Origin of the sequence: Streptomyces sp. NBC_01476 (assembly GCF_036227265.1) — a bacterium.
Classification (GTDB): domain Bacteria; phylum Actinomycetota; class Actinomycetes; order Streptomycetales; family Streptomycetaceae; genus Actinacidiphila.
Window position 1 is genome coordinate 3,053,357 of sequence record NZ_CP109446.1, and the last position, 23,979, is coordinate 3,077,335.

General features: G+C 72.3%; 21 protein-coding genes, 1 tRNA gene and 1 riboswitch. Of the genes, 3 read left to right on the plus strand and 19 right to left on the minus strand.

Going from position 1 to position 23,979, the window contains the following annotated elements; all coding sequences use genetic code 11:
• Nucleotides 1-48 precede the first annotated feature (48 nt).
• Nucleotides 49-933, minus strand: coding sequence for a Bax inhibitor-1/YccA family protein (locus OG552_RS13610; protein WP_329132622.1), 885 nt, complete (start codon nt 931-933; stop codon nt 49-51).
• 250 nt (nt 934-1,183) lie between these two features.
• Here OG552_RS13610 and OG552_RS13615 point away from each other — a divergent pair, with 250 nt between their 5' ends.
• Entirely contained in the window at nt 1,184-2,080 is an 897-nt protein-coding gene (locus OG552_RS13615; protein ID WP_329132624.1) for a bifunctional DNA primase/polymerase, read from the plus strand.
• Nucleotides 2,081-2,207: 127 nt separating this feature from the next.
• On the opposite strand, the gene OG552_RS13620 is transcribed toward OG552_RS13615, so the two are convergent.
• The 14 genes from OG552_RS13620 to OG552_RS13685 all read right to left on the minus strand — a co-directional run bounded on the left by OG552_RS13620 (nt 2,208) and on the right by OG552_RS13685 (nt 16,846).
• Nucleotides 2,208-2,290: transfer RNA gene (locus OG552_RS13620), tRNA-Leu, on the minus strand.
• 406 nt (nt 2,291-2,696) lie between these two features.
• Nucleotides 2,697-4,019, minus strand: a complete 1,323-nt coding sequence (locus OG552_RS13625) for a cyclopropane-fatty-acyl-phospholipid synthase family protein (RefSeq protein ID WP_329132626.1) — start codon at nt 4,017-4,019, stop codon at nt 2,697-2,699.
• 187 nt (nt 4,020-4,206) lie between these two features.
• Nucleotides 4,207-5,616 (minus strand): NAD(P)/FAD-dependent oxidoreductase, encoded by a 1,410-nt coding sequence (locus tag OG552_RS13630; protein ID WP_329132629.1) that lies wholly within the window; start codon nt 5,614-5,616, stop codon nt 4,207-4,209.
• A gap of 400 nt (nt 5,617-6,016) precedes the next feature.
• Nucleotides 6,017-6,967: a Ppx/GppA phosphatase family protein gene (locus OG552_RS13635; protein WP_329132631.1), complete on the minus strand. Its 951-nt coding sequence runs from the start codon at nt 6,965-6,967 to the stop codon at nt 6,017-6,019.
• On the minus strand, nt 6,964-7,536 hold the full coding sequence (locus tag OG552_RS13640; RefSeq protein ID WP_329132633.1) for a DUF501 domain-containing protein: 573 nt from the start codon (nt 7,534-7,536) through the stop codon (nt 6,964-6,966). The genes OG552_RS13635 and OG552_RS13640 overlap by 4 nt, the downstream gene beginning before the upstream one ends.
• A 27-nt stretch (nt 7,537-7,563) precedes the next feature.
• Nucleotides 7,564-8,064, minus strand: a complete 501-nt coding sequence (locus tag OG552_RS13645) for an FtsB family cell division protein (RefSeq protein ID WP_329132635.1) — start codon at nt 8,062-8,064, stop codon at nt 7,564-7,566.
• 145 nt (nt 8,065-8,209) lie between these two features.
• Nucleotides 8,210-9,490 (minus strand): phosphopyruvate hydratase, encoded by a 1,281-nt coding sequence (gene eno, locus OG552_RS13650; protein WP_329132637.1) that lies wholly within the window; start codon nt 9,488-9,490, stop codon nt 8,210-8,212.
• Between the two features lie 252 nt (nt 9,491-9,742).
• Complete coding sequence (locus OG552_RS13655; RefSeq protein WP_329132639.1) at nt 9,743-10,420, minus strand: transglycosylase family protein; 678 nt, start codon at nt 10,418-10,420, stop codon at nt 9,743-9,745.
• 7 nt (nt 10,421-10,427) lie between these two features.
• A riboswitch (cyclic di-AMP (ydaO/yuaA leader) is annotated at nt 10,428-10,572 on the minus strand.
• 369 nt (nt 10,573-10,941) lie between these two features.
• A complete protein-coding gene (locus tag OG552_RS13660; protein WP_329132641.1) occupies nt 10,942-11,946 on the minus strand; it encodes a transglycosylase family protein in 1,005 nt (334 codons plus the stop codon).
• 304 nt (nt 11,947-12,250) lie between these two features.
• A complete protein-coding gene (locus OG552_RS13665) occupies nt 12,251-13,516 on the minus strand; it encodes a cytochrome P450 family protein (RefSeq protein WP_329140796.1) in 1,266 nt (421 codons plus the stop codon).
• 107 nt (nt 13,517-13,623) lie between these two features.
• Nucleotides 13,624-14,322: an endonuclease V gene (locus OG552_RS13670; RefSeq protein WP_329132642.1), complete on the minus strand. Its 699-nt coding sequence runs from the start codon at nt 14,320-14,322 to the stop codon at nt 13,624-13,626.
• Between the two features lie 4 nt (nt 14,323-14,326).
• A complete protein-coding gene (locus OG552_RS13675) occupies nt 14,327-15,463 on the minus strand; it encodes a nucleoside triphosphate pyrophosphohydrolase (RefSeq protein ID WP_329132644.1) in 1,137 nt (378 codons plus the stop codon).
• A 61-nt stretch (nt 15,464-15,524) separates the two neighbouring features.
• Nucleotides 15,525-16,208 (minus strand): SurA N-terminal domain-containing protein, encoded by a 684-nt coding sequence (locus OG552_RS13680; protein ID WP_329132646.1) that lies wholly within the window; start codon nt 16,206-16,208, stop codon nt 15,525-15,527.
• 248 nt (nt 16,209-16,456) lie between these two features.
• Nucleotides 16,457-16,846 carry a hypothetical protein gene (locus OG552_RS13685; protein WP_329132648.1) on the minus strand — a complete coding sequence of 130 codons (390 nt, stop codon included), beginning with the start codon at nt 16,844-16,846 and terminating at the stop codon, nt 16,457-16,459.
• Between OG552_RS13685 and OG552_RS13690 the strand changes: the two genes are divergently transcribed.
• Complete coding sequence (locus OG552_RS13690) at nt 16,824-17,606, plus strand: MFS transporter (RefSeq protein WP_329132650.1); 783 nt, start codon at nt 16,824-16,826, stop codon at nt 17,604-17,606. The genes OG552_RS13685 and OG552_RS13690 overlap by 23 nt on opposite strands.
• 15 nt (nt 17,607-17,621) lie before the next feature.
• On the opposite strand, the gene OG552_RS13695 is transcribed toward OG552_RS13690, so the two are convergent.
• The 4 genes from OG552_RS13695 to OG552_RS13710 form a co-directional block, all read right to left on the minus strand.
• Complete coding sequence (locus OG552_RS13695; protein ID WP_329132651.1) at nt 17,622-18,407, minus strand: HNH endonuclease family protein; 786 nt, start codon at nt 18,405-18,407, stop codon at nt 17,622-17,624.
• A gap of 180 nt (nt 18,408-18,587) precedes the next feature.
• Complete coding sequence (locus OG552_RS13700; protein WP_329132653.1) at nt 18,588-20,114, minus strand: serine/threonine-protein kinase; 1,527 nt, start codon at nt 20,112-20,114, stop codon at nt 18,588-18,590.
• Nucleotides 20,111-20,698, minus strand: a complete 588-nt coding sequence (locus OG552_RS13705) for a hypothetical protein (protein ID WP_329132655.1) — start codon at nt 20,696-20,698, stop codon at nt 20,111-20,113. Before OG552_RS13705 ends, OG552_RS13700 begins: the two co-directional genes overlap by 4 nt.
• 104 nt (nt 20,699-20,802) lie before the next feature.
• Nucleotides 20,803-22,860, minus strand: a complete 2,058-nt coding sequence (locus tag OG552_RS13710) for an N-6 DNA methylase (protein WP_329132657.1) — start codon at nt 22,858-22,860, stop codon at nt 20,803-20,805.
• A 236-nt stretch (nt 22,861-23,096) separates the two neighbouring features.
• On the opposite strand from OG552_RS13710, the gene OG552_RS13715 reads away from it, so the two are divergent.
• Nucleotides 23,097-23,801: a hypothetical protein gene (locus tag OG552_RS13715; RefSeq protein ID WP_329132659.1), complete on the plus strand. Its 705-nt coding sequence runs from the start codon at nt 23,097-23,099 to the stop codon at nt 23,799-23,801.
• The last annotated feature ends 178 nt before the right edge of the window (nt 23,802-23,979 follow it).

Consider the following 23,979-nt stretch of genomic DNA (forward strand, 5'->3'; position numbering starts at 1 on the left):
TGCACTTCGGGGCGGCCCGTCGTACGGCCTTGAGGAGGCGGGACCTGGTCAGTCGCGCAGGATCGCGATCAGCCGCAGCAGCTCCAGGTAGATCCACACCAGGGACACGGTCAGGCCGAACGCGGCCAGCCACGACTCCTGCTGCGGCGCGCCGTAGCGGATGCCGTCCTCGACCCGCTTGAAGTCGAGCGAGAGGAAGAAGGCGCCGAGGCCGATGCCCAGCAGGCAGAAGACGATGCCGAGGCCGCCGGTGGTCAGGCCCAGGCCGTTCGAACTGCCGAAGGCGAAGAAGAGCAGGTTGACCACCATGGCGAGCAGGAAGCCGATGGCGATGGCCATGCCGATGCGCTGGTAGCGGGCGGTGACCCGGATCAGCCGGGTCCGGTAGGCGATGAGCATGCCGGCGAAGACCGCCATGGTGCCGAGCACCGCCTGCACCGGGGCGCCCTGCCATGCCTCGTTGTAGAGCCGGCTCAGCACACCGAGGAAGGCGCCCTCGAAGATCGCGTAGCCCAGGATCAGCGCGGGCGTCGGCCTGCGCTTGAACGACTGGACCATCGCCAGTACGAAGGCGATCAGGGCCGCGCCGAAGGCCAGTCCGAGGCTGTCCGGCAGCACCGTCCAGCCGAGCACCGCGCCGAGCACGACCGTGCCCAGCGTCATGGCGGTCCTGGCGACGACGTCGTCGATCGTCATCCGGCCGGTCTGCGCGGGGCCCGCGGCCGGACCCGCGTACATCTGCTCCATCTGCTCCGGCGTCAGCGTCTGCTGCCGGTCGTACGGATTGCGCGGCGCCTGCGCGTACGGGTTGCCGCCCTGCCCGGCGAAGGGATTGCCCTGCTGGGCACCCTGCGCTCCCTGCGCGCCGAAGCCGGCGTACTCGCTCCCGCGGGTGAAGCCCCGCCGGGAGAAGACCGGGTTGCTGCTCCTCATGTCACTCCTCCATGGGCCGCGTGCTGCGGCTCTGCCGCCAAGAGTAATGGCTTGGCAAAAAAGACGGGATCCGCCTGGCGGAGATCTTCCCTTGGCCAGAGCTCTTACGCTTCCGCCGGCCGGGGAAGCGAGCCGTTCGTCCAACCCGGCCACCCCTGCGGCCCGCCACGCGGCGCCGTGACGGGCGTCGCGGCGATACGAGGTGGACGCCGGGGCTCCGGCGCGGTATCACTGACATGTGGAAGCGAACATGCGTTCGAACATCAGGGAGCAGGCCATGCCACGCCCCGACCACACGCGCGCGCTGCACGCGGCGCTGCTGACCGCCGCGCGCGGTCTGCCGGTGATCCCGCTGTCGCGCACCAAGCTCCCCGCGGTCCGCTCGCCGCACCGCGACGAGCCACGGCCGGCCGCCTGCCGGGGCGAGTGCGGCAGGCCGGGCCACGGCGTGCACGACGCCACCACCGACCCGGCCCGGATACGCGCGCTCTTCGCGGTGGCCCCCTGGGCGACCGGCTACGGCATCGCGTGCGGTCTGGCTCCCTATCACCTGATCGGGCTCGACCTCGACGTCAAGCACGGCTCCGACGGAGTGACGGCGCTGGACACGCTCGCCCGGACACATGGCTTCACCGTCCCGGAGACGGTCACCGTGCTCACCCCCAGCGGCGGCCGCCACCTGTGGCTGTCCGCGCCGGGCCCGGTCCCCAACTCGGCCGGCCGGCTGGGCCCCGGCATCGACGTGCGGGGGCTGGGGGGTTACGTGGTCGGACCCGGCTCCCGTACGGTCGCGGGCCACTACCTGCTGCTCCCCGGCTCCCGGCAGCACACCCTGGGCGAGGCACCCGCCGCCCTCCTCGCCCTGGCCGCCCCGCCGCCCGCCCCGCCCCGCGGGCCGGAGGACGCAGCGCCCCGGCACCCGGCAGAGAAGCGCGCCGCCGCACTCGTCCGGTTCGTCCTGGACTCCCAGGAGGGCGAACGCAACGGCCGGCTCTTCTGGGCCGCCTGCCGGGCCTACGACGCGGGACTCGGTGACGCGCTCGCACCGGCTCTGGTCACGGCGGCGGTGCACACCGGACTGAGCGAGCGGGAGGCGGCGGCCACGGTCGCCTCGGCCGGCCGGCTGCGGGCGTCCGCGGAGCCCTGAAACCCCCGGACCCCCTGATGGCACCAGCGCCGGCCTGCTGGCCTCCGCCGACTCCTCGTCATCGAACCGTCCACGGTGCACGGCGAAATCGGGCCGTCCCCCACGCCGGCCGTGACCGGCGGAGAAGTGCCCGGAGCCGGACTTGAACCGGCACGCCCCCGAGGGGCAGCGAGGTTTAAGCTCGCCGTGTCTGCGTTCCACCATCCGGGCCGGCGGGGCGCAGTGAAAAGCGTATCCGGGTTGAAGGACGCCAACAGGACGTCTAACTAGCCATGTTGTCTTATTTTAGGGGTTACTGACGGAGTGTTAGACCGTTCCAGACGGCCTCCATGCACCCCAGACAGCGTTTACCGGCAACGGCGGACCTCACGCAGAAGTGACGTGAATTCGCTCTCCGCAACCGGCCCTCCGGCGGGGAATCCGGCCGTCCCGGCTGGAAGACGTGCACTTATGCACGTTCTCCTGCACTTCCGCCCGCCGCGCGACTGGGTCCGACTGCGTCCGACGGGGTCCGACCGTCCCCCGACCGGGTCCGGCCGTCCCGATCCGCGGGGTCCCTGAGGGACCACCGCGTTCAGGACAACCACCCCCTCCGGAACCCCGGCGGGGGACGAGTTCAGGACAGCCAGGCGCTCCGGGTGGCCGGCATCTCCGCCGCGCCCTCGGCCGCGGTGCGCACCGCGAGCACCTGATTGACCCCGATCCGGTTCCGTTCGAACGACAGCGCGGACGCCGCCATGTACAGCCGCCAGACCCGCGCCCGGCCGGGGGAGGTCGCCGCGACCGCCTTGTCCCAGCAGGCCTCCAGATTCCGCACCCAGGCTCGCAGGGTGCGCGCGTAGTGCTCGCGCAGCGCCTCCATGTCGCGCGCCTCGAAGCCGGCCTGCTCCAGCCAGGAGATGGTCGAGCCGACCGGGGCGAGTTCACCGTCGGGGAAGACGTAGCGGTCGATGAACTCGTCGATCCTGTACGTCTCCTCGTCCGCCAGCGGGCGGCGGGCGATCTGGTGGTTGAGCAGCCGGCCGCCGGGCCGCAGCAGGGAGTACAGGGTGCGGGCGTACTCCAGATAGAGCTCGCTGCCGACGTGCTCCGCCATGCCGATCGACGAAATCGCGTCATAGGGGCCGGTCTTGACGTCGCGGTAGTCCTGCACCCGGATCTCGATCCGGTCGGTCAGGCCGGCCTCGGCGACGCGCTTGCGGGCGTACGCGGCCTGCTCGACCGAGAGCGTGATGCCCGTCGCGTGGACGCCGTAGTGCCGCGCCGCGTGCAGCACCATCGAGCCCCAGCCGCAGCCGACGTCCAGCAGCCGCTGCCCCTCGCGCAGCTGGAGCTTGCGGCAGACCAGGTCCAGCTTGGCGGCCTGCGCCTCCTCCAAGGTGGTCCCGGGCTCGGCGAAGACCGCGCAGGAATAGACCATCGACGGCCCCAGCACCATCTCGTAGAAGTCGTTGCCGACGTCGTAGTGGTGCGAAATGGCGTCCTTGTCGCGGCGCTTGGTGTGCGCGATGCCCTCCCGCCGGCGGACCTCCTCCGGGGGCGGCGGGGGCGGCAGCCCGGGCCCGGCGAGCGCCAGCGCGCTGCGGGCCAGCCGGTAGGTCGCTGGGTCGCGCAGGATGGCGCCCGCCCGCTTCAGGGTCTCGGCGCCGGTCGGGGCGGGTTCCCCCTCGCCGCGCTCCCAGAAGAGCCCGGAGAGCATATCGAGCGCGGAGTAGAGGTCGCCTTCGATGTCGAGTTCACCGGCCACCCAGGCGCGGGCCAGGCCCAGTTCACCGGGTCGCCACAGCAGTCGGCGCAGTGCGCGCCGGCGTCGGATCACGAGTACGGGTGCTCCCGAAGGCCCGGCCTCGCTGCCGTCCCAGGCGCGCACGCGCAGCGGGAACGACGTTGAGAGGGCATGTTCGGCGAGGTCAAGGATGCGATGAGCCGCGTCAGCCATACGTCCGAGATTACGACCGAAAACGGCCGCTGACGCCCCTGACGCGAAAATAACGTTGCAGATACACATACTTACGCCGGAAGGGCGCCCGCACCACGGATGGCGGGCGCCCTTCGGCGGTGACACGGGGACCGGCTGCGCCCGGAACGACTCCGAATAATCCCGGTTCAGCCGGAATGATCCCAGGTCAGGAGGCTACGGCGGTTTCCGTCGCCTTCTGGTCTGCCTTCTCGGCAGGCTCGGCCGGGCGGGCTTCGGCGACCGGCGCCGGGATCGGCCGGGCGGCCAGGTAGAACTCCTCGCGGGGGTTCTCCATGGCGCCCAGCGCGACGACCTCGCGCTTGAGGAACATCCCCAGCGTCCAGTCGGCGAAGACCCGGATCTTGCGGTTCCAGGTCGGCACGGCCAGGCCGTGGTAGCCGCGGTGCATGTACCAGGCGAGGCGGCCCTTGACCTTGATCTTGGTCTTCTTGCCGACCACGATCATCGCGACGCCCTTGTGGAGGCCCAGGCCCGCCACCGCACCCTTGTTGGCGTGCTTGTAGTCGGCCTGCGGGAAGCCGCGCATCCCGGAGATGACGTTGTCGCCGAGCACCTTGGCCTGGCGCAGCGCGTGCTGTGCGTTCGGCGGGCACCAGGCGCCCTCGCCGGCCGCCAGGTCCGGGACCTGGGCGTTGTCGCCCGCGGCCCAGATGTAGTCGGTGCCGCGCACCTGCAGGGTGGGCGCGGTGTCCACGTGGCCGCGCGGGCCGAGCGGCAGACCGAACTTGGCGAGCGCCGGGTTGGGCTTCACGCCGGCCGTCCACACGATCGTGGAGGCGTCCACCTCAAGCCCGTTGGCGAGCACCACGTGCTTGTCGACGCAGGACTTCATCGAGGTGCTCAGGAAGACCTCGACCCCGCGCTCGCGCAGGTGCTCCAGGCCCCAGGTGCCGAGCTCGGGCCCGACCTCGGGCAGGATCTTGTCGGCGGCGTCCACCAGAATGAAGCGCATGTCCTCGCGCTTCACATGGGGGTAGTACGTGGCCGCGTCGCGGGCCATGTCCTCGACCTCGCCGATGGTCTCCGCGCCGGCGAAGCCGCCACCGATGAAGACGAAGGTGAGCGCCTTGCGGCGGATCTCCTCGTCGGTGGTGGAGTCGGCCTTGTCCAGCTGCTCCAGCACGTGGTTGCGCAGACCGATGGCCTCCTCGACACCCTTCATGCCGATGCCGTTCTCGGCCAGGCCCGGGATCGGGAAGGTCCGGGAGACCGCGCCGAGCGCGATCACCAGGTAGTCGAAGGGAAGCTCGTAGGACTCGCCCACGAGCGGCTCGACCTGCGCGACCTTGCGGTCCTGGTCGATGGTGGTGACCCGGCCGGTGAGCACCTCGGCCCCGGGGAGCACGCGTCGCAGCGGGACGACGACATGCCGCGGGGAGATGCTGCCTGCTGCGGTTTCGGGGAGGAAGGGCTGGTACGTCATGTACGAGCGCGGGTCGACAACCGTGACGGTCGCCTCGCCGTACCGCATCTTCTTCATGATGCGGCGCGCCGCGTACAGGCCGACGTAACCGCCGCCTACAACGAGGATCCGTGGACGCTCCGTGGTGCTCATGCTTCGAGTATCCAGCACGTTGGGGGCACCCCCTCGTGAGCCCCTTCACAAGGTGCTGGACACCCTGTGCTACCCTGCCCGGCTTCACGACCAGGGGGTACGTCCCCTTGTTACCGGGTCCACCGGGCCCCCTCCCCCACCTGGGCCCTGAACAGCGTCGATTGTCGGCCGGACGGCGCCGGTGCGACGGGCGTCACACCCCTGAAACATGGCCTGGCCATGCCTTTCCCGGGTCCGGCGCCCCGGAAGCCTGGGAAAATTGGGCCGCCGGGCGGGAACTTCATGTGAAGAGTTTCACAAAGGACTTTCGGCCGCCTTCCGAAGGCGCCCGCGCAGCCCCCGGCCGCCCGGGCCGCCGGGCGCCCCCGCGAGGAGTTCTGACGAGGGCTCAGGCGAGGACTCAGGCCAGCGAGAAGGCGATGCCGTCGAGGATGTCGTGCTCGGAGACCACGACCTCCTTCGCCCCGGTCCGCTCCATGATCCGCAGCAGCACCAGCGCGCCCGCGCCGATCACGTCGGTGCGGCCCTCGTGCATGACGGGGATCGCGGCGCGTTCGGCATGGGTGGCGGTCAGCAGCCGGGTGGTGATCTCCCGGACCTGCTCCAGGGAGACCCGGGAGTGGTGGATGGCGGCCGGGTCGTACGCGGGCAGGCCGAGTGCGATGCCGCCGATGGTGGTGACGGAGCCGGCCAGGCCGACGAGGGTACGGGCCCGGTCGAACGGCACCGCGCGGGCCGCCTCGCTGAGCGCCGCGTCGATGTCGGCGGTCATGGCCGCGATCTGCTCGGGGGTCGGCGGGTCGGTGAGGTGACCGTCGCGCAGCAGGTGGCGTTCGGTCATCCGGACGCAGCCGATGTTCACCGAGCGGGCCGCGATGACGTGCCTGTCGCCGAGCACGAACTCGGTGGAGCCGCCGCCGATGTCCACCACCAGGTAAGGCGTGGGCAGGCCGTCGGCCGCGCCGAGTTCGCGGGTGGCGCCGGTGAAGGAGAACTCCGCCTCCTGGTCACCGGTGATCACCTCGGGTTCGACGCCGAGGATGGCCCGTACGCCGCGGACGAAGTCGTCCCGGTTCTCCGCGTCGCGCGACGCGGAGGTGGCCACGAACCGCACTCGTTCGTGCGGCACACCGTGCACCCGGATCAGCTCGGCGTACTCCCGGCACGCCGCGAAGGTCCGCTCCAGCGCCTCCGGTGCGAGCCGGCCGGTCCGGTCGACGCCCTGCCCGAGCCGGACGATCCGCATCCGGCGTTCGAGGTCGGTGAGGGTTCCCGCGGCCGGATCGAGGTCGGCGACCAGCAGGCGGATCGAGTTCGTACCGCAGTCGATGGCCGCGACGCGTGTCGTCATTCCTGCTCGCTCCTCTTGCGCCCGTTCGCTTCCGGGCGCTCGGATCCGGGGTCGCCGTCAGGCGCGGGCTGCACGCACGGACCCTTCGCCCACCAGTCGGGGAGCAGGGCCAGGGTCTCGTCGCCCAGCGGGTTGACACCGGGGCCGGCGGCGAGGGAGTGGGCGGCGAGGACGTGCAGGCACTTGACCCGGTCCGGCATCCCGCCGGCGCTCGGGAAGCCCGGCAGGACCTCGATGGCGTCGCGGCGCGCGATGTAGTCCTCGTGCGCGGCGCGGTAGGCGGCGGCCAGTTCCCCGTCCTCGGCGAGCCGGGCGGTCATCCGCTTCATCACACCGTCCGCCTCCAGCGTGCCGATCGCGGAGGCCGCGCGCGGACAGGTGAGGTAGTACGTCGTCGGGAAGGGCGTACCGTCCTCCAGCCGGGGCTCGGTCTCCACCACGTCCGGATTGCCGCAGGGGCAGCGGTGGGCGACCGCGCGCAGGCCGCGCGGCGGGCGGCCGAGCTGGGCCCGGACGGCGGCGATGTCCGCGTCGGTGGGCGGGACTGGGTGCTCAGGGGTGCTGTTCATGTGCCGTTCTGCGTCGGAGGGAGCGGCTCAGCGGCGGGTCGGGGCCGCGGCGGCGTCGGCCTGGTCGACGCCGTCCCACAGATTGTCGTACCACGGGCGGTGCGCCGCGGCCTGGTCGGTGGCCCGCCGCCGCGCCGCCGGATCCGCGGTCGTGCTGGGCGCCGGGGCCGCGACCTCGTACCCCGTCTCACCGGGGAGGACGTAGTGCAGCCGGGCGCGGGCCTGGGCGCGGACGTAGTCCGGGTCCTGCCAGCGCGCCTTCTCCTCGCGCAGTTGCTCGACCTTCTGCTTGGCCTGCTGGGCCTCGCGCCGCTGGTCGGCGATGTCGGAGCGCTGGGCGATGTACTGCCGCATCGGGTAGGCGAGGGCGATCACCAGGGCGCACAGCACGAGGGCGAGCAGGGCGGCGCGGCCGGTGAGCTTGTTGCGGCGCACCGGACGCCGGGCCGCGGCACGGTAGACGCGCGCCTGCGCCTCCTGGCCGATCGCCTTCAGCCGGGCCGCGGTGGAGAACCGGTCCGCCGCCACGCTGTGACTCCCCTCGCCGTTCCTGACCGCACAACCGTACGTACCCGATACTCCTGCGTCCCCGCCCACGGTACGGGACCGGGTGCGGGGACGTACGGAGGCGGTGGCCGTGAAGGCCGGTGCGGGCGTAACCGGTGGGGCAGGGTCAGTGCTTGAAGCGGGGGAACGCGGAGCGGCCGGCGTAGACCGCCGCGTCGTCCAGGATCTCCTCGATCCGCAGCAGCTGGTTGTACTTGGCGACGCGCTCGGAGCGGGCCGGGGCACCGGTCTTGATCTGGCCGCAGTTGGTGGCGACGGCCAGGTCGGCGATGGTGACGTCCTCGGTCTCACCGGAGCGGTGCGACATCATGCACTTGTAGCCGTTGCGCTGGGCCAGTTCGACCGCGTCGAGGGTCTCGGTCAGCGAACCGATCTGGTTCACCTTCACCAGCAGCGCGTTGGCGGTGTCGTTGTCGATGCCGCGCTGCAGACGCTCCGGGTTGGTGACGAAGAGGTCGTCGCCGACGATCTGCACCTTGGCGCCGAGCTTGTCGGTGAGGACCTTCCAGCCGGCCCAGTCGTCCTCGAAGAGCGGGTCCTCGATGGAGACCAGCGGGTAGGAGGCGACCAGGTCCTCGTAGTACTCCGTCAGCTGGGCGGCGGACTTCTCCTCGCCCTCGAAGGAGTACTTGCCGTCCTTGTAGAACTCCGAGGCGGCGACGTCGAGCGCGAGCGCGATGTCCTGGCCGGGCGCGTAACCGGCCTGCTTGATCGCCTCCAGGATGAGGTCGAGCGCCTCGCGGTTGGAGCCGAGGTTCGGCGCGAAGCCGCCCTCGTCGCCGAGGCCGGTGGACAGACCGCGGGTCTTCAGCACGCCCTTGAGGGTGTGGTAGACCTCGGCGCCCCAGCGCAGCGCCTCGGAGAAGGACTCGGCGCCGATCGGCGCGATCATGAACTCCTGGATGTCGACGTTGGAGTCCGCGTGCGAGCCGCCGTTGAGGATGTTCATCATCGGGACCGGCAGGACGTGCGCGTTCGGGCCGCCGAGGTAGCGGAAGAGCGGCAGGTCGGACGCTTCGGAGGCGGCGTGCGCGACGGCCAGCGAGACGCCGAGGATGGCGTTGGCGCCGAGCGAGGACTTGTCCGGGGTGGCATCCAGGTCGAACATCGCCTGGTCGATCAGCCGCTGCTCGGTGGCGTCGTAGCCGACCAGCTCGGGACCGATCTGCTCGATGACCGCGAGGACCGCCTTCTCGACGCCCTTCCCCTGGTACCGGTTGCGGTCGCCGTCACGGAGTTCGAGGGCCTCGAAGGCGCCGGTGGAGGCGCCGGACGGGACTGCGGCACGGCCCGTGCTGCCGTCGTCGAGGCCGACCTCGACCTCGACGGTGGGGTTGCCTCGCGAGTCGAGGATTTCCCGGGCTACGACGACGTCGATGGACGGCACGTTGTCTCCTTCTGAGATGTCTTCTCTTCTTTATCGGGACGAGCCTAACGGGCATCCGGGCCCGGATCGGCGCTAGGCCCGGACCAACAGACGGAATACCCCGGCCGGACACGCCAGGGGGAGGGCGTGTCCGGCCGGGGTGGTCGAAAGGCTTCGGCCGGCGTCCATCCGGCGTTCAGCCGGCAACTGCCCGTCCGGGGTCCCGCGGTGCCGGTCCCGGCGGCGGCGTCAGGGCCGTCACCGGGTCCTGGATCAGCTCAGGTGGAGGTGCTGGCCCGGGTAGATCAGGTTCGCGTCCTGCACGATGCCGTGGTTGAGCTCGTAGAGCTTCTTCCAGCCGCCGGCCACGTGGTGCGCGGCGGCGATCTTGGAGAGCGAGTCGCCGTGGACCACGGTGTACTCGCCGTCGCCCTTCTGGACCACCTTGTGGTGGGTGGTGTGGCGCGGGGCGGAGTGCGCCGGGGCGGCGGCCTTGTGCGTGGTCTTCGCCGGGGTGGACGCCTTGGTGGTGGTGGAGCTGCTGTCCGAGGCGGACGACGAGCCACCGGTGTTGACGTCGGGCGACGGGCCGCCCGCGGTCAGACCGCCGGCACCGGCGCAGGACCAGGCACCCGGGCCCTGCAGGGCGAGCAGCTTCTCGGCGACCGCTATCTGCTGGTCCTTGGTGGCGAGGTCGGCACGCTGGGCGTACTGCAGACCGCCGGCCGCTTCCCAGCTGGACTGCGAGAACTGCAGGCCACCGTAGTAGCCGTTGCCGGTGTTGATGGACCAGTTGCCGCCGGACTCGCACTGCGCCACGGCGTCCCAGGTGGCGACCGAGGCGGCCGACGAGGAGGTGGCGCCGATCAGCGGTACGGCGATCGCGGTACCGGCAACACCGGCGAATGTGGCGAATCGGACGAGCTTGGAGGCACGACGGTGCTTAGCCATGGTTTTTTGGGTCCCTCACCGACGCCTACGAGGTCAGCTGTCGGGTTCGGACGTGAGTTGCCCGGCCGGACCGCATCGTGCTCGTGCGGCCATCTCGGCTTCACCCCAAGCCGGGCCCCTGCCTGGTGTACGTACGCAAGCCCGGATGCTCTCCGGTGCTGCGGCGGCGTACGGCCGGGGTCCGGCGGAAGACCTTGGGTCCCCCGCTCCTGCCTGCGGCGCTTTCGCGTCGACTGTTCCCGTCGGGCGGCGGCAGGACTCGGCGTTCCTGCCCGGCGGGGCCCGCTGTGGCGAGCGTCAAAACGTTAAGCACAGCCCCACCGATAGGACAAACATCCCGGTTCGGACCGCCTACCGGGTCCGCCCGCCCGGCCGCTGAACGAAGTCGCAGGTCACGGCGGAGAGTTTCAGCGCTCTGCGAGCGGGCGGTCACAGCGGCCGGAGAGAGGCTTGTCACATCTTCGGAGAGGAACCGTGAGCGGTACGTCCGGTTTGTCGGCCGACCGTCATCAACCCATTTCTCAGCCGAGGTTGAGGATCTGTCCGGGTTTGATGAGGTTCGGGTTGTCGCCGATCGACTGGTGGTTGATGTCGTAGAGGTGCTGCCAGCCGCCGTCCACATGCTGCGCGGTCGCGATGCCGGAGAGCGAGTCGCCAAGACCCACCGTGTAGCCGTCGGGCCGTGAAGTGCCCGAATCATCACCCTTGTTGGTGGTATCCACCGAGGTGTTCACCGGGCCCGGGTCGGTGATCGAGTAGATCTGCGTCCGGGTCGCCTGGTCCTGTGCGGCCAGTTCCTCGTCGGTGGGGCTGTAGGGCTTCGCGTGCTTGCCGGTGCTGCCGGTGCCGTCGCTCGCGCCCGGGAGGCCCGCCGTGGGGTCCGTGGGGGCCAGCGTGGTGGCGCCGGAGCCAGGGGTGACCGGCGGCGGGGTGACGGTCCCGGTGGGCGGTGTGGCGGGCGTACCGGGCACGGTCGGGTCGGAGGGCGTCACCGGCGGCGGCGTCGCGGTCGGGTCGGTGCTGCCCGTCGACGGCGTGGTGGGGGTGACCGGCGGCGGGGTGGCCGTCGGGTCCGTGCTGCCGGTGCCGGCGCTCGGCGGCGTGGTCGCCGGAGTCGACGGGTCCGTCGTCGGGGTGCTCGCGGGCGTGTGCTCGCCGGGCTGCGCCGGCGTCGGGGCGCCCGGGTCGGTCGGCGCGGCGTCGTCGGGGAGCAGGCCGGTGCCCTGCTCGCAGCCGGGCCAGGCGTTCGGCCCCAGGTCGGTGAGCATCTTCTCGGCCACGGCGATCTGCTGGGCCTCGGTGGCGAGGTCCGGCCGCTTGGCGTACGCGGTGCCGCCGTACTGGTCCCAGGTGTCCTGGGTGATGGCGAGGCCGCCGTAGAAGCCGTTGTGGGTGTTGGCGTGCCACATGCCGCCGGTCTCGCAGAACGCGACACGGTCCCAGGTGGTCTGGTCCGCGGCCTGGGCGGTGGCGGCGCCGAGCAGCGGGAGGGCGATGCCGGCGCCTGTCGCGGCGGCGGTCGCCATGGTCACCACGGCCGCGGGGGTCGGGCGGGGGCGTCGGTGCCGTCCGTTACCTGACGAGAGCATTGCGGTCGCCTTTCTTTCTGGCCTTACGCGCCCGTACGCTCCCGCCCTGGTCCGGTGACCTGCGAACTCGGCCGATCTGGCCGGATTTCCGTCCGCGGCGGTGTGCGCTGGTGGGGATCGGCGCGTCCCGCGAGCCGTGCGTGCCTCGCGTTGACCGCAGAACGTAGCGGGATTGACCGCCGGATCACAAGCCGATGTAGCGATCATCACGTCCGGGTCACGGCGGTGACGGGCCGTCACGTCACCTGGTGGGACCGGAAGGTGACTGCGCGGTGAACTCCACCGGAAGCGTCCGCAGTCCGCGCATGATCAGGCCGCCGCGCCAGCGCAGTTCCGCCGGGTCGGCGCCGGAGCGCAGATCGGGCAGCCGGGTGAGCAGACGGGCCAGCGCCGTTCTTGCCTCCAGCCGGGCCAGCGGGGCGCCGAGGCAGTAGTGGATGCCGTGCCCGTAACCGAGGTGCGGGTTGTCCCGGCGGGCCAGGTCCAGGGTGTCGGGGCCGCCGAACCGGGCCGGGTCGCGGTCGGCGGCGGCGAGCACCACCAGGACCGGGTCGCCGGCCGCCACGGCCTGGCCGCCGATGGACAGCGGCTCGGTGGCGTAGCGCCAGGTGGCCATCTCGACCGGGCCGTCGTAGCGCAGCAGTTCCTCCACGGCGGTCTCCAGCAGGGCGCTCTCACCGCGGGCCAGCGACTCCTGGAGCGCGTGCCGCTCGGCGGGATGCCGCAGCAGGGTGTGCACGCCGTTGCCGATCAGATTCACCGTCGTCTCGAAGCCGGCGAAGAGCAGGATGAAGGCCATCGCGGCGACTTCGTTCCCGGTGAGGTGCTCGCCGTGGTCGCTGGCCCGGATCAGACCGGAGATCAGGTCGTCGCCGGGAGCGGAGTCGAGTCCGGCGCGCTTGCGGTGGATCAACTCGACCAGATAGGCCCGCATCCGCTTCACCGAACGGGCCACACCGCCCCGCGGCCCCTTCCCGTGCCGGATCATCATCCCGGCCCAGTCCCGGAAGTCGTCCTGGTCCTCCGCGGGCACCCCCAGCAGGTCGCAGATCGCGTAGATCGGCAGCGGGAAGGCGAACTCGTGGATCAGGTCGGCCTCCCCGCGCCCGGCGAAGCCGTCGATGAAACGGTCCGTCAGCTCCGCCACCCGCGGGGCGAACTCGGCCACCCGCCGCGGGGTGAACGCCTTCGACACCAGCCGCCGCAGCCGGGTGTGGTCCGGCGGGTCGATGTTCAGCAGATGCGTCATCAGATCGGCGCTGCGCTCCCCGGGGATCCCGGTCTTCCCCCGCGACTCCCCCACGTGGTGCACCGGGTTCTTGCTCAGCCGGGCGTCCGCCAGCGCCTCCCGCGCGTCGCCGTACCGCGTCACCAGCCAGGCGTTCACCCCGCTGGGCAACTCGGTCCAGCGCACCGGCGCGTGCTCCCGCAGCCACGCGTACGCCGGATAGGGGTCGGTGGCGAACTCCCAGGTGAAGAGGGCGGGCATGCCGGATTCACGGTCCATCGGCTGAGTCACCCCCCGACGTTACTCATCCGGGCCCGGCCCGGTCGTCCCGGTCTGCTGGTCCCGCCCCAGCCACGGCGGGCCCGGCCCGTACCGGCACCGGTGCCTCAGACCGCGGCGGCCAGGGCCTCGCGGGAGAGGCGGTCGGCCAGGCGGGTGGTCTCGGGCAGGCGGTAGGCGGGGGCGAGGGAGAGGACATGGGCGGTGGCCGTGGGCAGATCGATGAGGTGGCCGGTGGAGACATAGACGGGGTTGACGCCGCTTTGGGTACGCAGCGCGCGGCCGACGGTCTCACCGTTGTCGGTCAGACCGGCCCAGGACCCGCGTGCGTCCGCGAGGGCGGCCGGATCGTGGCGCCCGGTGAAAGGGGTCTTGGCGACGCCTGCGGTGGGCAGGCCGGTGAGCACGCCGAGGTGGCAGGCGAGCCCGAAGCGACGCGGGTGGGCGAGGCCGTGACCGTCGCAGAGCAGCAGTTCCGGCGTGGTGCGCAGAGCCCGCAGCGCCTCGACGAGGACGGGGAGTTCGCGGAAGGCGAAGAGGCCGGGGAGATACGGGAAGGTGGTGGTCGCGGTGGCAGTGGCACACTCGACCACGGCGAGGGTGGCCGTGTCGATGACCACGACCGCGGCCGCCACGAGATCGCCGGTGCCGCTTCCGTCGCCCGCGTAGGCGACGTCGAGCCCGGCGACGGTGCGGGGCGCGGCCGGACCGGGGCCCCGGTGGTCGGCCAGTGGGCGCAGCCGGTCCTGGAGGGCGAGCGCCTCGGCCTCGCCGGCCGGCCAGGCGTGCGGTACGTCCACGCGCATCCGGCTACCGCTCCCCTTGCTCTTCTTGTCCCTCTTGTTCTTGCGCCGCCTGTCCTTCTGCCGCGCTGCTGTGGTCCGTCGGGGTGGGGTCGCCGGCCGGGGCGCCGCGCCGCTCCGCCTCCGCCGCCCGTATCGCCGCCCGGTAGCGGCGGGCCGCGTGCCGCAGGGCCGCCTCGGGGTCGATGCCCGCGGCCTGGGCGGCGGCGGCTTCGGCCAGCAGGTGGTCGCCGAGGTGCGCTTCGTCGTCGTACAGCGGCGCCGGCGGGGTGACCGGCAGCGGCAGGCCGGCGCCCCGGGCGCGGGACGCGAGCTTGGCGGCCAGGGCGAGCGCGGGAGAGGCGGGCGGGACGCCGTCGGTGACCGACTCCCGGGCCTTCTCCACGCCCTTGAGCCGCAGCCAGTTCTCCTGCACCTGCTCGGGAGTCTCGGCCACCTCGTCCCCGTAGATGTGCGGGTGGCGGTGGACGAGCTTGGCGACGAGCCCGGCGGCCACGTCGTCGATCCCGAACGGCTCCTCGGGGTGGCCCTCGGCGATCGCGGCGTGGAAGACGACCTGGAGCAGGACGTCCCCCAGCTCCTCGCGGATCGCCTCCCGGTCACCCTCCTCGATCGCCTCGACCAGTTCGTACATCTCCTCGATGCCGTACTTGGCCAGCTCCTCGTGGGTGCGCAGGCTGCTCCACGGGCATTCGGCCCTGATCCGGTCCATCACCTGGACCAGGTCGAGCAGGCGGGCGCCCGGCAGGTCGTACGAGCCGGGCAGCAGCTCCAGGTCGGGCATCGCGACCCGCCCCGAGCCGCCGAGCCGGGCCAGCTCGTCGGTGACGGCGGGGGCCGCGCCGCCCGACGGCGGCAGATAGACCACCGTGCGGCCGCCGGCGGTCGCGTCCACCAGTTCCTGGCCGCCGGGGTCCGCGGTCTCCACCGCGACGCCGGCCTCCCGCAGATACGGCAGGTGCGGGTGCTCCGGGTCGGGGCACACCACCCGGTCCGCGTCGTGCAGCACCTGCCAGGCCGGCCAGGAGAGCTGACCGGGGGCGACCCGGTGGCTGGTGGTGAGCAGCACCAGGCGGCCCGGCGCGGGGGTGGTGTCGCCGTCCGGGGTGGCGGCTGAGGTGGCGGCGGTCTCTACGTGCTTCACACCTCGAACGTACCCCGGACCACCGACAGAGCGATCACCGCGGCCGGACCGGCCACCACCGTCAGGAGGCGGTGGCGGCGGCGTCGCCCCCGTCGGCGGTGGCGGCGGCCGCGATCGGCGTCTTGTTGACCACCCACGGGTCGTTGCCGGCGCCGATGGTCGCCTTCTTGGCGTCCCAGGTGCCGTACCGCGGGTTGATGTGCACGCCGACCGAGGTGCCGGTCTTGGCGAGGGTCTGGGTGAGGGCGGTGATGCCGCCGTCGCTGCCGGGCTGGTAGCCGAGGCTCTGCACGAGCTTGCTGGAGGCCACGTCCCGGTAGAAGAAGTGGTCGATGTCGCCGGACGCCACGCCGTACTGGGTGAGCAGCGTGCTGTCCAGCTGGGCCTCGTTCCCGTTGAACTGGTCGAGCGCCGCCTGCCGGTCGCGCTGCACCTCGCTGTCGCTGACCGTGATGTGCTTGTCGGTGAGCGCCTGGGCGAGTACCTGGTCCTCCACCAGCCGGTCCAGCATCTGCGTGGAGAGATCGCCGGCCGAGTCCAGCAACTGCTGTCCCTGCGGGGACTTCGCCACCGCGGTACGCAGCTCGTTGACCTCCGACTGCAGCGAGGAGACGGTGATCCGCTGGTCGCCGACCACCGCCGCGGCGCCCGCGTGGGCCGGTCCCGAGCCGCACGCGGTGAGGGCCGGGGAGGCGAGCAGCAGCCCGAGGGCGGCGACGGAGACGGCGGTACGGCGGCGGACCATGGTGCCTCCCGGCGAGGAACGAGCCTCGCGAAGCTGACGTGGCGACATTGATCGATCGTGCATGAGGATATTGAGCCGGGGCCATGGATATCCAGCACTCTGCCGAACGTGATCCCTCCGGGACGCTGCCTGTGCGTGCGCTGTGGGCCGTCCCGGCGGTGTCGCGGGGGCCTCACGGCGTGCTCGCGGGTGTTCTTACGGCGTCCTTGCGGGGGCACTGCGGGCGGCTCGGTTGGGGGTGCGGCGGCTCAGCCGCCGGCAGCCGGGGCGAAGAGATAGCGGTCCATCATGAGCGCGGCGTCGGCGAGGATCTCGGGGTCGCCCTCGGCGTTGTCGCGGAAGGCGAGGTCGAGCAGATGGGCGCCGACCTCCACGGCGAGCCGCGCGCGGCGGCGGGACCGCTCGGTGTCGGGAAGCGCGTAGCCGCGCACCAGGGCCGCGTGCACCCACTCGGCGATCTCGTCGTCCGCCTGCCGGCCGTCCTCCTTGACCGAGGCCAAGCGCGGCCCGTGGTACCAGACCTGGCGGTAGCCCGGCTCCTCGCGGAAGCGGTCCGCGTAGGCGGCGAGCAGTCTGCCGAGCAGCTCCTGGGACCGCTCGGGAAAGGGCTCGCCGGTGATCCGCTCGGCGATCGCCACGTCCGTCCGCAGCCAGCGGCGGGCAAGGTCGGCAGCGATCGCCTCCTTCCGGCCGCGCGCCGAAGGGGCCTCCCCCACCTGGACGACGCTGCGCCGCGACACCACCGAGGGTGTCCGCTGGCTCTGGCGGCACCGGCTGCTGCGCCGGCTCTGCCTGGTGGCCGGGATGAGCATGCTGGTCGACGGGGGGCTGATCGCCATCCTGGTGCTCTACGCCCGGCAGCTCCTCGGCCTGGGCAGCCTGGGCTTCGGTCTGCTGGTGGCGTGCTTCGCGCTCGGCGGGGTGGCGGGAGCGATGGCGGCCCCGGCGCTGACCGCGCGCTTCGGCGCCGCCCGGATCCTGAAGCTGACCGTCGTGGGATCGGCCCTGGCCGTCGCTGCCGCGGGCGGCGCGGGCTCGGGTGTCACGGCGGGTCTGTTCGTCGCCGGCTACGGGGCGGTGAATCTGGCCTGGACCGTCACCGCGGTGTCCCTGCGCCAGTCCCTGGTCCCGCCCGAACTGCTCGGCCGGGTCGCCATGGCCTACCAGATGGTGACCGGCGGCGGCACCGCGCTGGGTGCCGCCGCGGCCGGTTTCACGGCCCGCACGTTCGGGCTGCGGGCCCCTTTCTACGCCGGGGGCCTCGTCCTCGCCGCCGCCGCACTGATCAGCACCCGGCCCACCGGGCGGGCCGCCCCGGTCGCCGGGTCGGCGACGCGGTCCACCGGACCGTCCCAGGGCCCCGCGTCCGCGCCCGCGGGCGACACCGAGGCCCGCTGAGGCGCGATGCCGGGATCAGCCACCGCACTGGGCGAGCATCGCCTGCTTGTCCGCAGTGGTCACCGGCAGCTCGTACTTGAGCGACACCTGCGCGATCCGTACCGCGTACGAGCACCGGATCTGCTTGTTCGGCGGCAGCCAGCTCGCCGCTCCCGAATCGCTCTTGGCACCGTTGGAGGGGCCGTCCACCGGGATCAGGTTGAGCGGGTCGTTGGCGATCTCCTCGCGCTTGTCCTTGCTCCAGTGCGCGGCGCCCATCTGCCAGTCGTACGACAGCGGCATCACATGGTCGATCTGCACAGCGGTGGCCTTGGCCTTGGTCCAGTGGATGACCTTGCCGGTGTAGGGGTCGTCCAGCGTCATGGACATCAGCACGCACGTCGAACCGGACCGGTACTTGATGTCGTCGCCGTCCCGCTTCAGGACGTCGTTACGGGTGTCGCAGCCGTTGCGCGCGAAGGCCACGTCGGGTGCGGAGTCCATCCAGGCGGAGCCGAACTTGTCCCGTGCGTAACCCGTCTTGGGGCCCCGCCCTTTGGTCGCCACCTTGTTGATCAGGGTGCGCGCCTTCGCCTTGTCCGCGGCCGAGGTGATGGCGGCCAGGCCGGTCTTGGTGCCGTCGGGGTTGTCCAGCGGGCTGACCGCCCGGCCGTTGCTCACTACGGGGCCGCTGCCGGCGCTGGTCGGGCCGCCGCTGCCCGGTCCCTCGACGCCGATCGTGGTGTCCTTGCAGCCCGCGACGCCGAGCACCGCGGTGAGCACCGCTGCGCAGGCGAGGGATCTGGATATCCGTGTGTCCATCTGCCACCTCGTGGTGTGTGCGGTGCGCTACATGCGTTCATCAGGGAATCTGCCCCGACTGGGGGAAATCAGAGCGGAGTTGGGGCGTGCCGGTCCAGGGCGGGGGTCGGGGGGCGGGGGAGGCCGGGTCCGTGGTGCCGGTCGTCGGGCGTCGGGTGCTGCGTGCTGCGTGCTGTTGTCCTAACCCTGGACCCGGCCCAGCCAGGAGAGCGTGCGGCGGATCTCGGTGGGGAACGGGTGGTGCGGGCCGTGCACCCGCTCCGCGTCATAGAGGAGACGGGTGAGGACCTCCCGGGCGCCGGCCCGGTCACCGGCGGAGAGCAGGAGGTGGCCGATCCGGCGTCTGATGTCCAGCGGCACGGCCGGACCGGTGCCGGCGTACCGCTCGAAGTACGGCAGCAGGATCCGGTACTCGCCCAGGGCCGCGTTGGTGTCCCCCAGTTGCTCCAGGCACTGCGCCGCCTCGTAGCGGAACTGCAGCGCCTGGCGGTCCGCTCCTCCGTACTGCGCGGCGAACTCCTCCGACAGCCGCCGCAGTTCCGGCAGCGCCCTGCGGTACTGGCCGTCCTCCATCAACGTCGCCGCATACTGCTTGCGCAGCGCCCGCAGCACCGGTGACCCCTCGCCGTGCTGCCGGGCCGCCGCCGGGATGATGCCGCCCAGCATGTCCACCGCCTGGGTGATCCGGCCCGCGTCCAGCAGCCGTTTCACCTCGTCGACGGCGGCGGCCAGGTCGGCGCCCTTGGGTGCGGCGGCCGGCGGCGGGGCGGGATTCGCCGCCGGCGGCGCCGGCCGGTCCGGCCAGGGGGCGTGCGGGCGCAGGAACGGCCGGGTCGGGTCCATCGGTCCCAGCCGCGGCTGTCCGGTGCCCGCGGCAGGCAGCAGCGCGGCCAGCTCACGGAACACCTCCTGCGCCCCGGACGGCCGGGCCTGCGGGTCCTTGGCGAGCAGCCGCAGCACCAGGGACTCCAGCCGCTCCGGCACTTCGGGCCTGACCTGCCGCAGCGGCAGCGGCGCCTCGTACAGGTGGCGGTGCAGCACCCCGAGCGCGGTCGACCCCTCGAACGGCACGTGGCCGCTGAGCAGTTCGTGCAGCAGCACGCCGAGCGCGTACAGGTCGGTGCGCGGTCCGACGGCGCCACCCATGGCCTGCTCCGGTGCCATGTAGGCGGGGCTGCCGATCGGCGAACCGGTGTGGGTCAGCCGGGTGGTGTCGGTGTCCATCACGGACGCCACGCCCAGGTCGAGCACGGTGAGGGTGCCGTCCGGCTTCACCATCACATTGCGCGGCTTGAGGTCCCGGTGGACGATCGGCACCGCGTGCACGGCGGAGAGCACCCCGCAGAGCTGCGCGGCCACCGACACCGCCCACGGCCAGGGGTAGGGGTCGTGCTCAGCGAGGTGGTCGCCGAGGTCGGCGCCCTCCACGTACTGCATCACCAGGTAGAGCTCGTCGCCGTCCCCGCCGGCGTCGTGCACGGTGACCAGCCCGGGGTGGTCCACCTGCGCGGTGACCCGGCACTCCCGGTCGAACCGCCGCCGCAGCTCGGTGGCGTCCTCGCCTGCCGCCACCCGGTCGGGCCGCAGCAGCTTCACCGCGACCCTGCGGTCCAGCCGCCGGTCGTAGGCGGTCCACACCTGGCCCATACCGCCTTGCCCGATGACACTCGCCAGCTCGTACCGACCGGCTATGAGCCGACCGATCACCGGCCCTCCTCCTTGCGGAGGTAGTCGCTCAGCTCGTCCAGCTCGGCACGGACCTGCTCGATCCGCGGGTGCGGGACCGTCGCGGCGGGCGGCCGGGGCGGAAGCGGAGGCGTCTGCGGAGGCGCGGGCCGGGGGTGACCGTAGCCGTAGGGCGGCTGCTGCGGTCGGGGGCCGGCCGGCGCCTGGGATATCCCGGAGGCGTACGGGTTTCCTTGCGCGTATCCGCCCGGGCCGGAGCGGACGACGAGCGGGGTGCCGGTCCGCCGGATGTCCATGACCAGGAAGTAGACCGGCGTACAGAACATGGCGAACACCAGCATCGTCCCGCCGGTGTTGGCCTGTTTGCTGTTGACGTCAGGGGAGTTGGAGAAGAGCACCAGGGCCACGATCGCGATGACCACGGTCACCGCAACCAGCACCCAGTCCACCGGCCGCTTGCGCACCAGGGCCAGCCGCAGGGTGGACCCCCAGGCGAGGAGCCCGAGGGAGACCACCGGCAGCACGGTGAAGACCACACGCAGCCCGATGACGACCCCGCGGTGCTCGGGCCGGGGCGGCGGCAGAACTGTGCCGTGGCCGTACATCGTGTGCTCCTGGTCGTCGAACGGTCGTCGGGGCGGTGGACTTGGCCAGAGCGTATCGGCCACGGCCGACAGCCGTCGCCCGCTCCCGCAAGACCTGTGGACAACTACTCGGGCCGCACCGTGCCGTCGGTCAGTCCGTCGTGCAGTCCCTGGACCAACTGCTCGCCCAGCTGGGACGCCTGGCGCAGCGCTTCCTCGAATCCGGCGAGGGCGCGGAAGCGTTCGCCGTAGCGCCGTTGGTCGGCCAGCGGGAGCCGCGGTATCTGGAGCCGCCGTACGTCGAGCCGGGTGGAGGTGGACGCGTAGCTGCTCGCCTGGCGGTTGTTGGCGGTGCTGCGCAGGAACCCGGTAAGGAACCACGGGTCGAGGGCCGCAGTGTCCGGGCGCAGCAGATGGACGTTGCGGCCGAGCGCGGCTCCCGCGGTGGCCTCGTCCACCACCCGGGCGACCGTGCCGCCGCCGAGCACCGGCACCACCACGTCGCCCGGTTCGGTGAGCACCGGCTCCTCGGCGGAGGTGTCGGGCGGGGCGGCCGGGAGTGTGCCGGTGGGTCCGCTGCCGCCGATCACGTCGTACTCGGTGAGCACCGGCCGGGCCGGTCCGCTGCCGTCGGCGGGCGCGGTGCCGGCGCCGCCGGACCGCAGCAGCAGCGCTCCGGCGCGGGCGAGTTCGCCGACGGTGGTGGTCGGCCAGCGGGCGGGTTCACCGGCGGCGCCGGAGGCGGGGGCGAGTTCGGCGGTGCGGCGCAGGCTCGCGGCCAGGCGGTCCCGGACGGCGGCGAGTGCGGCAGCTCCTCCTTCGGTGGCCGGCGGCGGAAGGTGGCGGGCGGGGGCCAGATCGACCTCGTCGTCGAGGAGTTCGATGATGGGCAGGGCGCGGCTGACGCCGGGGCGCGCGTGCGCCGCCCCATGCCGGTCGAAGGAGCGCCACGCGTCGAGCACGGTGGTCCTGACGGTGTGCCAGGGCACCTTCTCGGTGCCCTGCACCGGAATGGCACCGGTGTCGATCAGCAGCAGGTCCGCGGCCGGCCGCTGGTCGGCCGCCGGTCTGCGCAGGACCCACAGGTGCAGGGGGATGCCGTAGGGCGGTGCGGCTCCCACCGGCAGCGCGATCACCGCCCGCAGTGCTCCGCGGCGCAGCAGGTCGGCCCGGATGCGGCGGCCGGACCGGCGGGACGCGGCGGCCGGCGGCATGAGCATCACCACGGTGCCGCCCTCGCGCGTGTGGGAGAGGGCGTGCTGCAGCCAGGCGAGCTCGGATTCGGTGCGGGCCGGGAAGCCGTACTCCCAGCGGGGGTCGTAACCGAGTTCGTCGTGGCCCCAGTTGCGGTCGTTGAACGGCGGGTGGCAGAGCACGGCGTCGGCGGTCAGACCGGGGAAGGCGTCGGCGCGCAGGCTGTCGCCGGCGCGCACCCGGATGCGCACGGCGGGGTCGGTGGCGAGGGCGAGCCGCAGTGCGGTGAGCGCGGCCAGCTCCGGGTCGGCCTCCTGGGCGTGGATCGCGACGCCGGTCGGCGCGGCGCGCAGCAGGGCGCCGGTGCCACAGGCCGGGTCGAAGACGCTGCCGGGCTTGTCTCCCGCGAGCGCCGCCATGAGTTCGGCCGGACCCTGCGGGGTGAGGGTGAACTGCCGTGGGTTCGCGTCCAGATAACGGCCGATCAGGAACTCGTACGCCTGGCCGGGACCGGTCTCCAGGGCCAGCTTGGCGGTGGAGCGCAGCAGCGGTACGTCGCCGTCGAGGCTGTCGGGCACCCGCACGGGATGCTGAGCGCCGAGCCGCGCGGTCAGGGCGGCCGCCATGTCGGCGGGCAGCCGTGCGGCCAGTTCCGCGTCGGAGCTGTCGACGTAGGTGCGCGAGACCAGTGGCCGCTCGCGGATGAGCATCAGCAGCGATCCCGCGACCCGCAGGGCGTACGGCGTGCCGCCCGGGTGGTTGTCGGCCTGCTGCCAGACCCGCTCGTGCAGCGGCACCACCGCGAGCTTGCCCTGGTCGTGCAGCCAGCGTTCGACCGCGGTCAGTTCGAAGGTGGGGCTGGTCTCGGTGCCGCCCACGGGTTTGGGGAAGTCGCCGTGTCTGCGCCGCCAGTTGCTCACCGCCGCGCGCCCGACCCCGGCCAGCCGGGCGATTCCGGCCGCCGTCACCTCGCTCACCTGCTCTGTCATCGGCCCATTCCCTTCCCCCGTGACCGCTTTTCGGTGTGGGCGTCCGCGCGCCCGTCTTTTTCGTCCGCTCATGTCGCACGTGATGCCGATCTTACCCGGCAGTGCCGATCGAACCCCTTCACGGCGTGAACTTCACTCGTTCGAGAATTCTTGTTGACTCGGTTCACAACGCATGCTGTCATTGACGCATCGGTTCGCAGGGCTGCCAAGGCCCGTCAAACCAGGGGGGATTTCCCATGTCCAAGGCTTCTCTCGGCCGGCTCACCGCAGCCGGCGTCATCACCGTCGCCGTCGCGCTCGCCGCGGTGGCGTGCGGCCCGGCCGACGACTCCGCGGCGCCGGCCGGAAAGAGCACGGGCGCGGCCACGGACTCCACCGGATCCGCGTCCGCGAAGGCTCCGACCAAGGCACCTGCGAAGAAGAAGGACGACAAGCCGGCCGCCAAGCCCGCGTTCAAGGGCGACGGCACCTTCCAGGTCGGCTCCGACATCAAGCCCGGCACATACAGGTCCAGCGGAAACTCCGACGGGCTGTGCTACTGGGAGCGGAGCAAGGACGCCAAGGGCGAGGCCGACTCGATCCTGGCCAATGACAACGTCACCGGCAGCAGCTACGTGACGATCGCCAGGACCGACAAATTCTTCAAGTCCACGGGCTGCGACGACTGGTTCGCGGTGACCTCGGCCAAGGCCGGCGCCCCGAAGACCACCATGGCCGGCGACGGGATGTTCAAGGTGGGCACAGACATACAGCCGGGCACGTACAAGTCCGCCGGGAACACCGACGACAACTGCTACTGGGAGCGGAGCAAGGACGCCCTGCACGGCCTGGACTCCATCAAGGCCAATGACAACGTCACCGGCACCGCGATCGTCACCATCGGCGCCTCCGACGCCTACTTCAAGTCCACCGGCTGCAGCACGTGGAAGAAGACCGGCTGACCGCCGGGCCGGAGACGGGCGGATCGGCGGGCCTCAGACCGCCGCCCCCGGTGACGGGGGCGGCGGGACCCTGCGCCCGGCTGACGGGGGCGGGACCCGGCGGGCCCGGCGGGACGGGTCGGGGCGGGGCGGGGCGTTCCAGGGCGGGGTGGTGGGCCCGGACGGGCGGGTGACACGC

Excerpts from the sequence above, each read along its gene's own strand:
- OG552_RS13610 (WP_329132622.1), bottom strand. The coding sequence starts at position 933 with ATGAGGAGCAGCAACCCGGTCTTCTCCCGGCGGGGCTTCACCCGCGGG.
- OG552_RS13615 (WP_329132624.1), top strand. The coding sequence starts at position 1,184 with ATGCGTTCGAACATCAGGGAGCAGGCCATGCCACGCCCCGACCACACG.
- OG552_RS13625 (WP_329132626.1), bottom strand. The coding sequence starts at position 4,019 with ATGGCTGACGCGGCTCATCGCATCCTTGACCTCGCCGAACATGCCCTC.
- OG552_RS13630 (WP_329132629.1), bottom strand. The coding sequence starts at position 5,616 with ATGAGCACCACGGAGCGTCCACGGATCCTCGTTGTAGGCGGCGGTTAC.
- OG552_RS13635 (WP_329132631.1), bottom strand. The coding sequence starts at position 6,967 with ATGACGACACGCGTCGCGGCCATCGACTGCGGTACGAACTCGATCCGC.
- OG552_RS13640 (WP_329132633.1), bottom strand. The coding sequence starts at position 7,536 with ATGAACAGCACCCCTGAGCACCCAGTCCCGCCCACCGACGCGGACATC.
- OG552_RS13655 (WP_329132639.1), bottom strand. The coding sequence starts at position 10,420 with ATGGCTAAGCACCGTCGTGCCTCCAAGCTCGTCCGATTCGCCACATTC.
- OG552_RS13660 (WP_329132641.1), bottom strand. The coding sequence starts at position 11,946 with ATGGCGACCGCCGCCGCGACAGGCGCCGGCATCGCCCTCCCGCTGCTC.
- OG552_RS13665 (WP_329140796.1), bottom strand. The coding sequence starts at position 13,516 with ATGGACCGTGAATCCGGCATGCCCGCCCTCTTCACCTGGGAGTTCGCC.
- OG552_RS13670 (WP_329132642.1), bottom strand. The coding sequence starts at position 14,322 with ATGCGCGTGGACGTACCGCACGCCTGGCCGGCCGGCGAGGCCGAGGCG.
- OG552_RS13680 (WP_329132646.1), bottom strand. The coding sequence starts at position 16,208 with ATGGTCCGCCGCCGTACCGCCGTCTCCGTCGCCGCCCTCGGGCTGCTG.
- OG552_RS13695 (WP_329132651.1), bottom strand. The coding sequence starts at position 18,407 with ATGGACACACGGATATCCAGATCCCTCGCCTGCGCAGCGGTGCTCACC.
- OG552_RS13705 (WP_329132655.1), bottom strand. The coding sequence starts at position 20,698 with ATGTACGGCCACGGCACAGTTCTGCCGCCGCCCCGGCCCGAGCACCGC.
- OG552_RS13710 (WP_329132657.1), bottom strand. The coding sequence starts at position 22,860 with ATGACAGAGCAGGTGAGCGAGGTGACGGCGGCCGGAATCGCCCGGCTG.
- OG552_RS13715 (WP_329132659.1), top strand. The coding sequence starts at position 23,097 with ATGTCCAAGGCTTCTCTCGGCCGGCTCACCGCAGCCGGCGTCATCACC.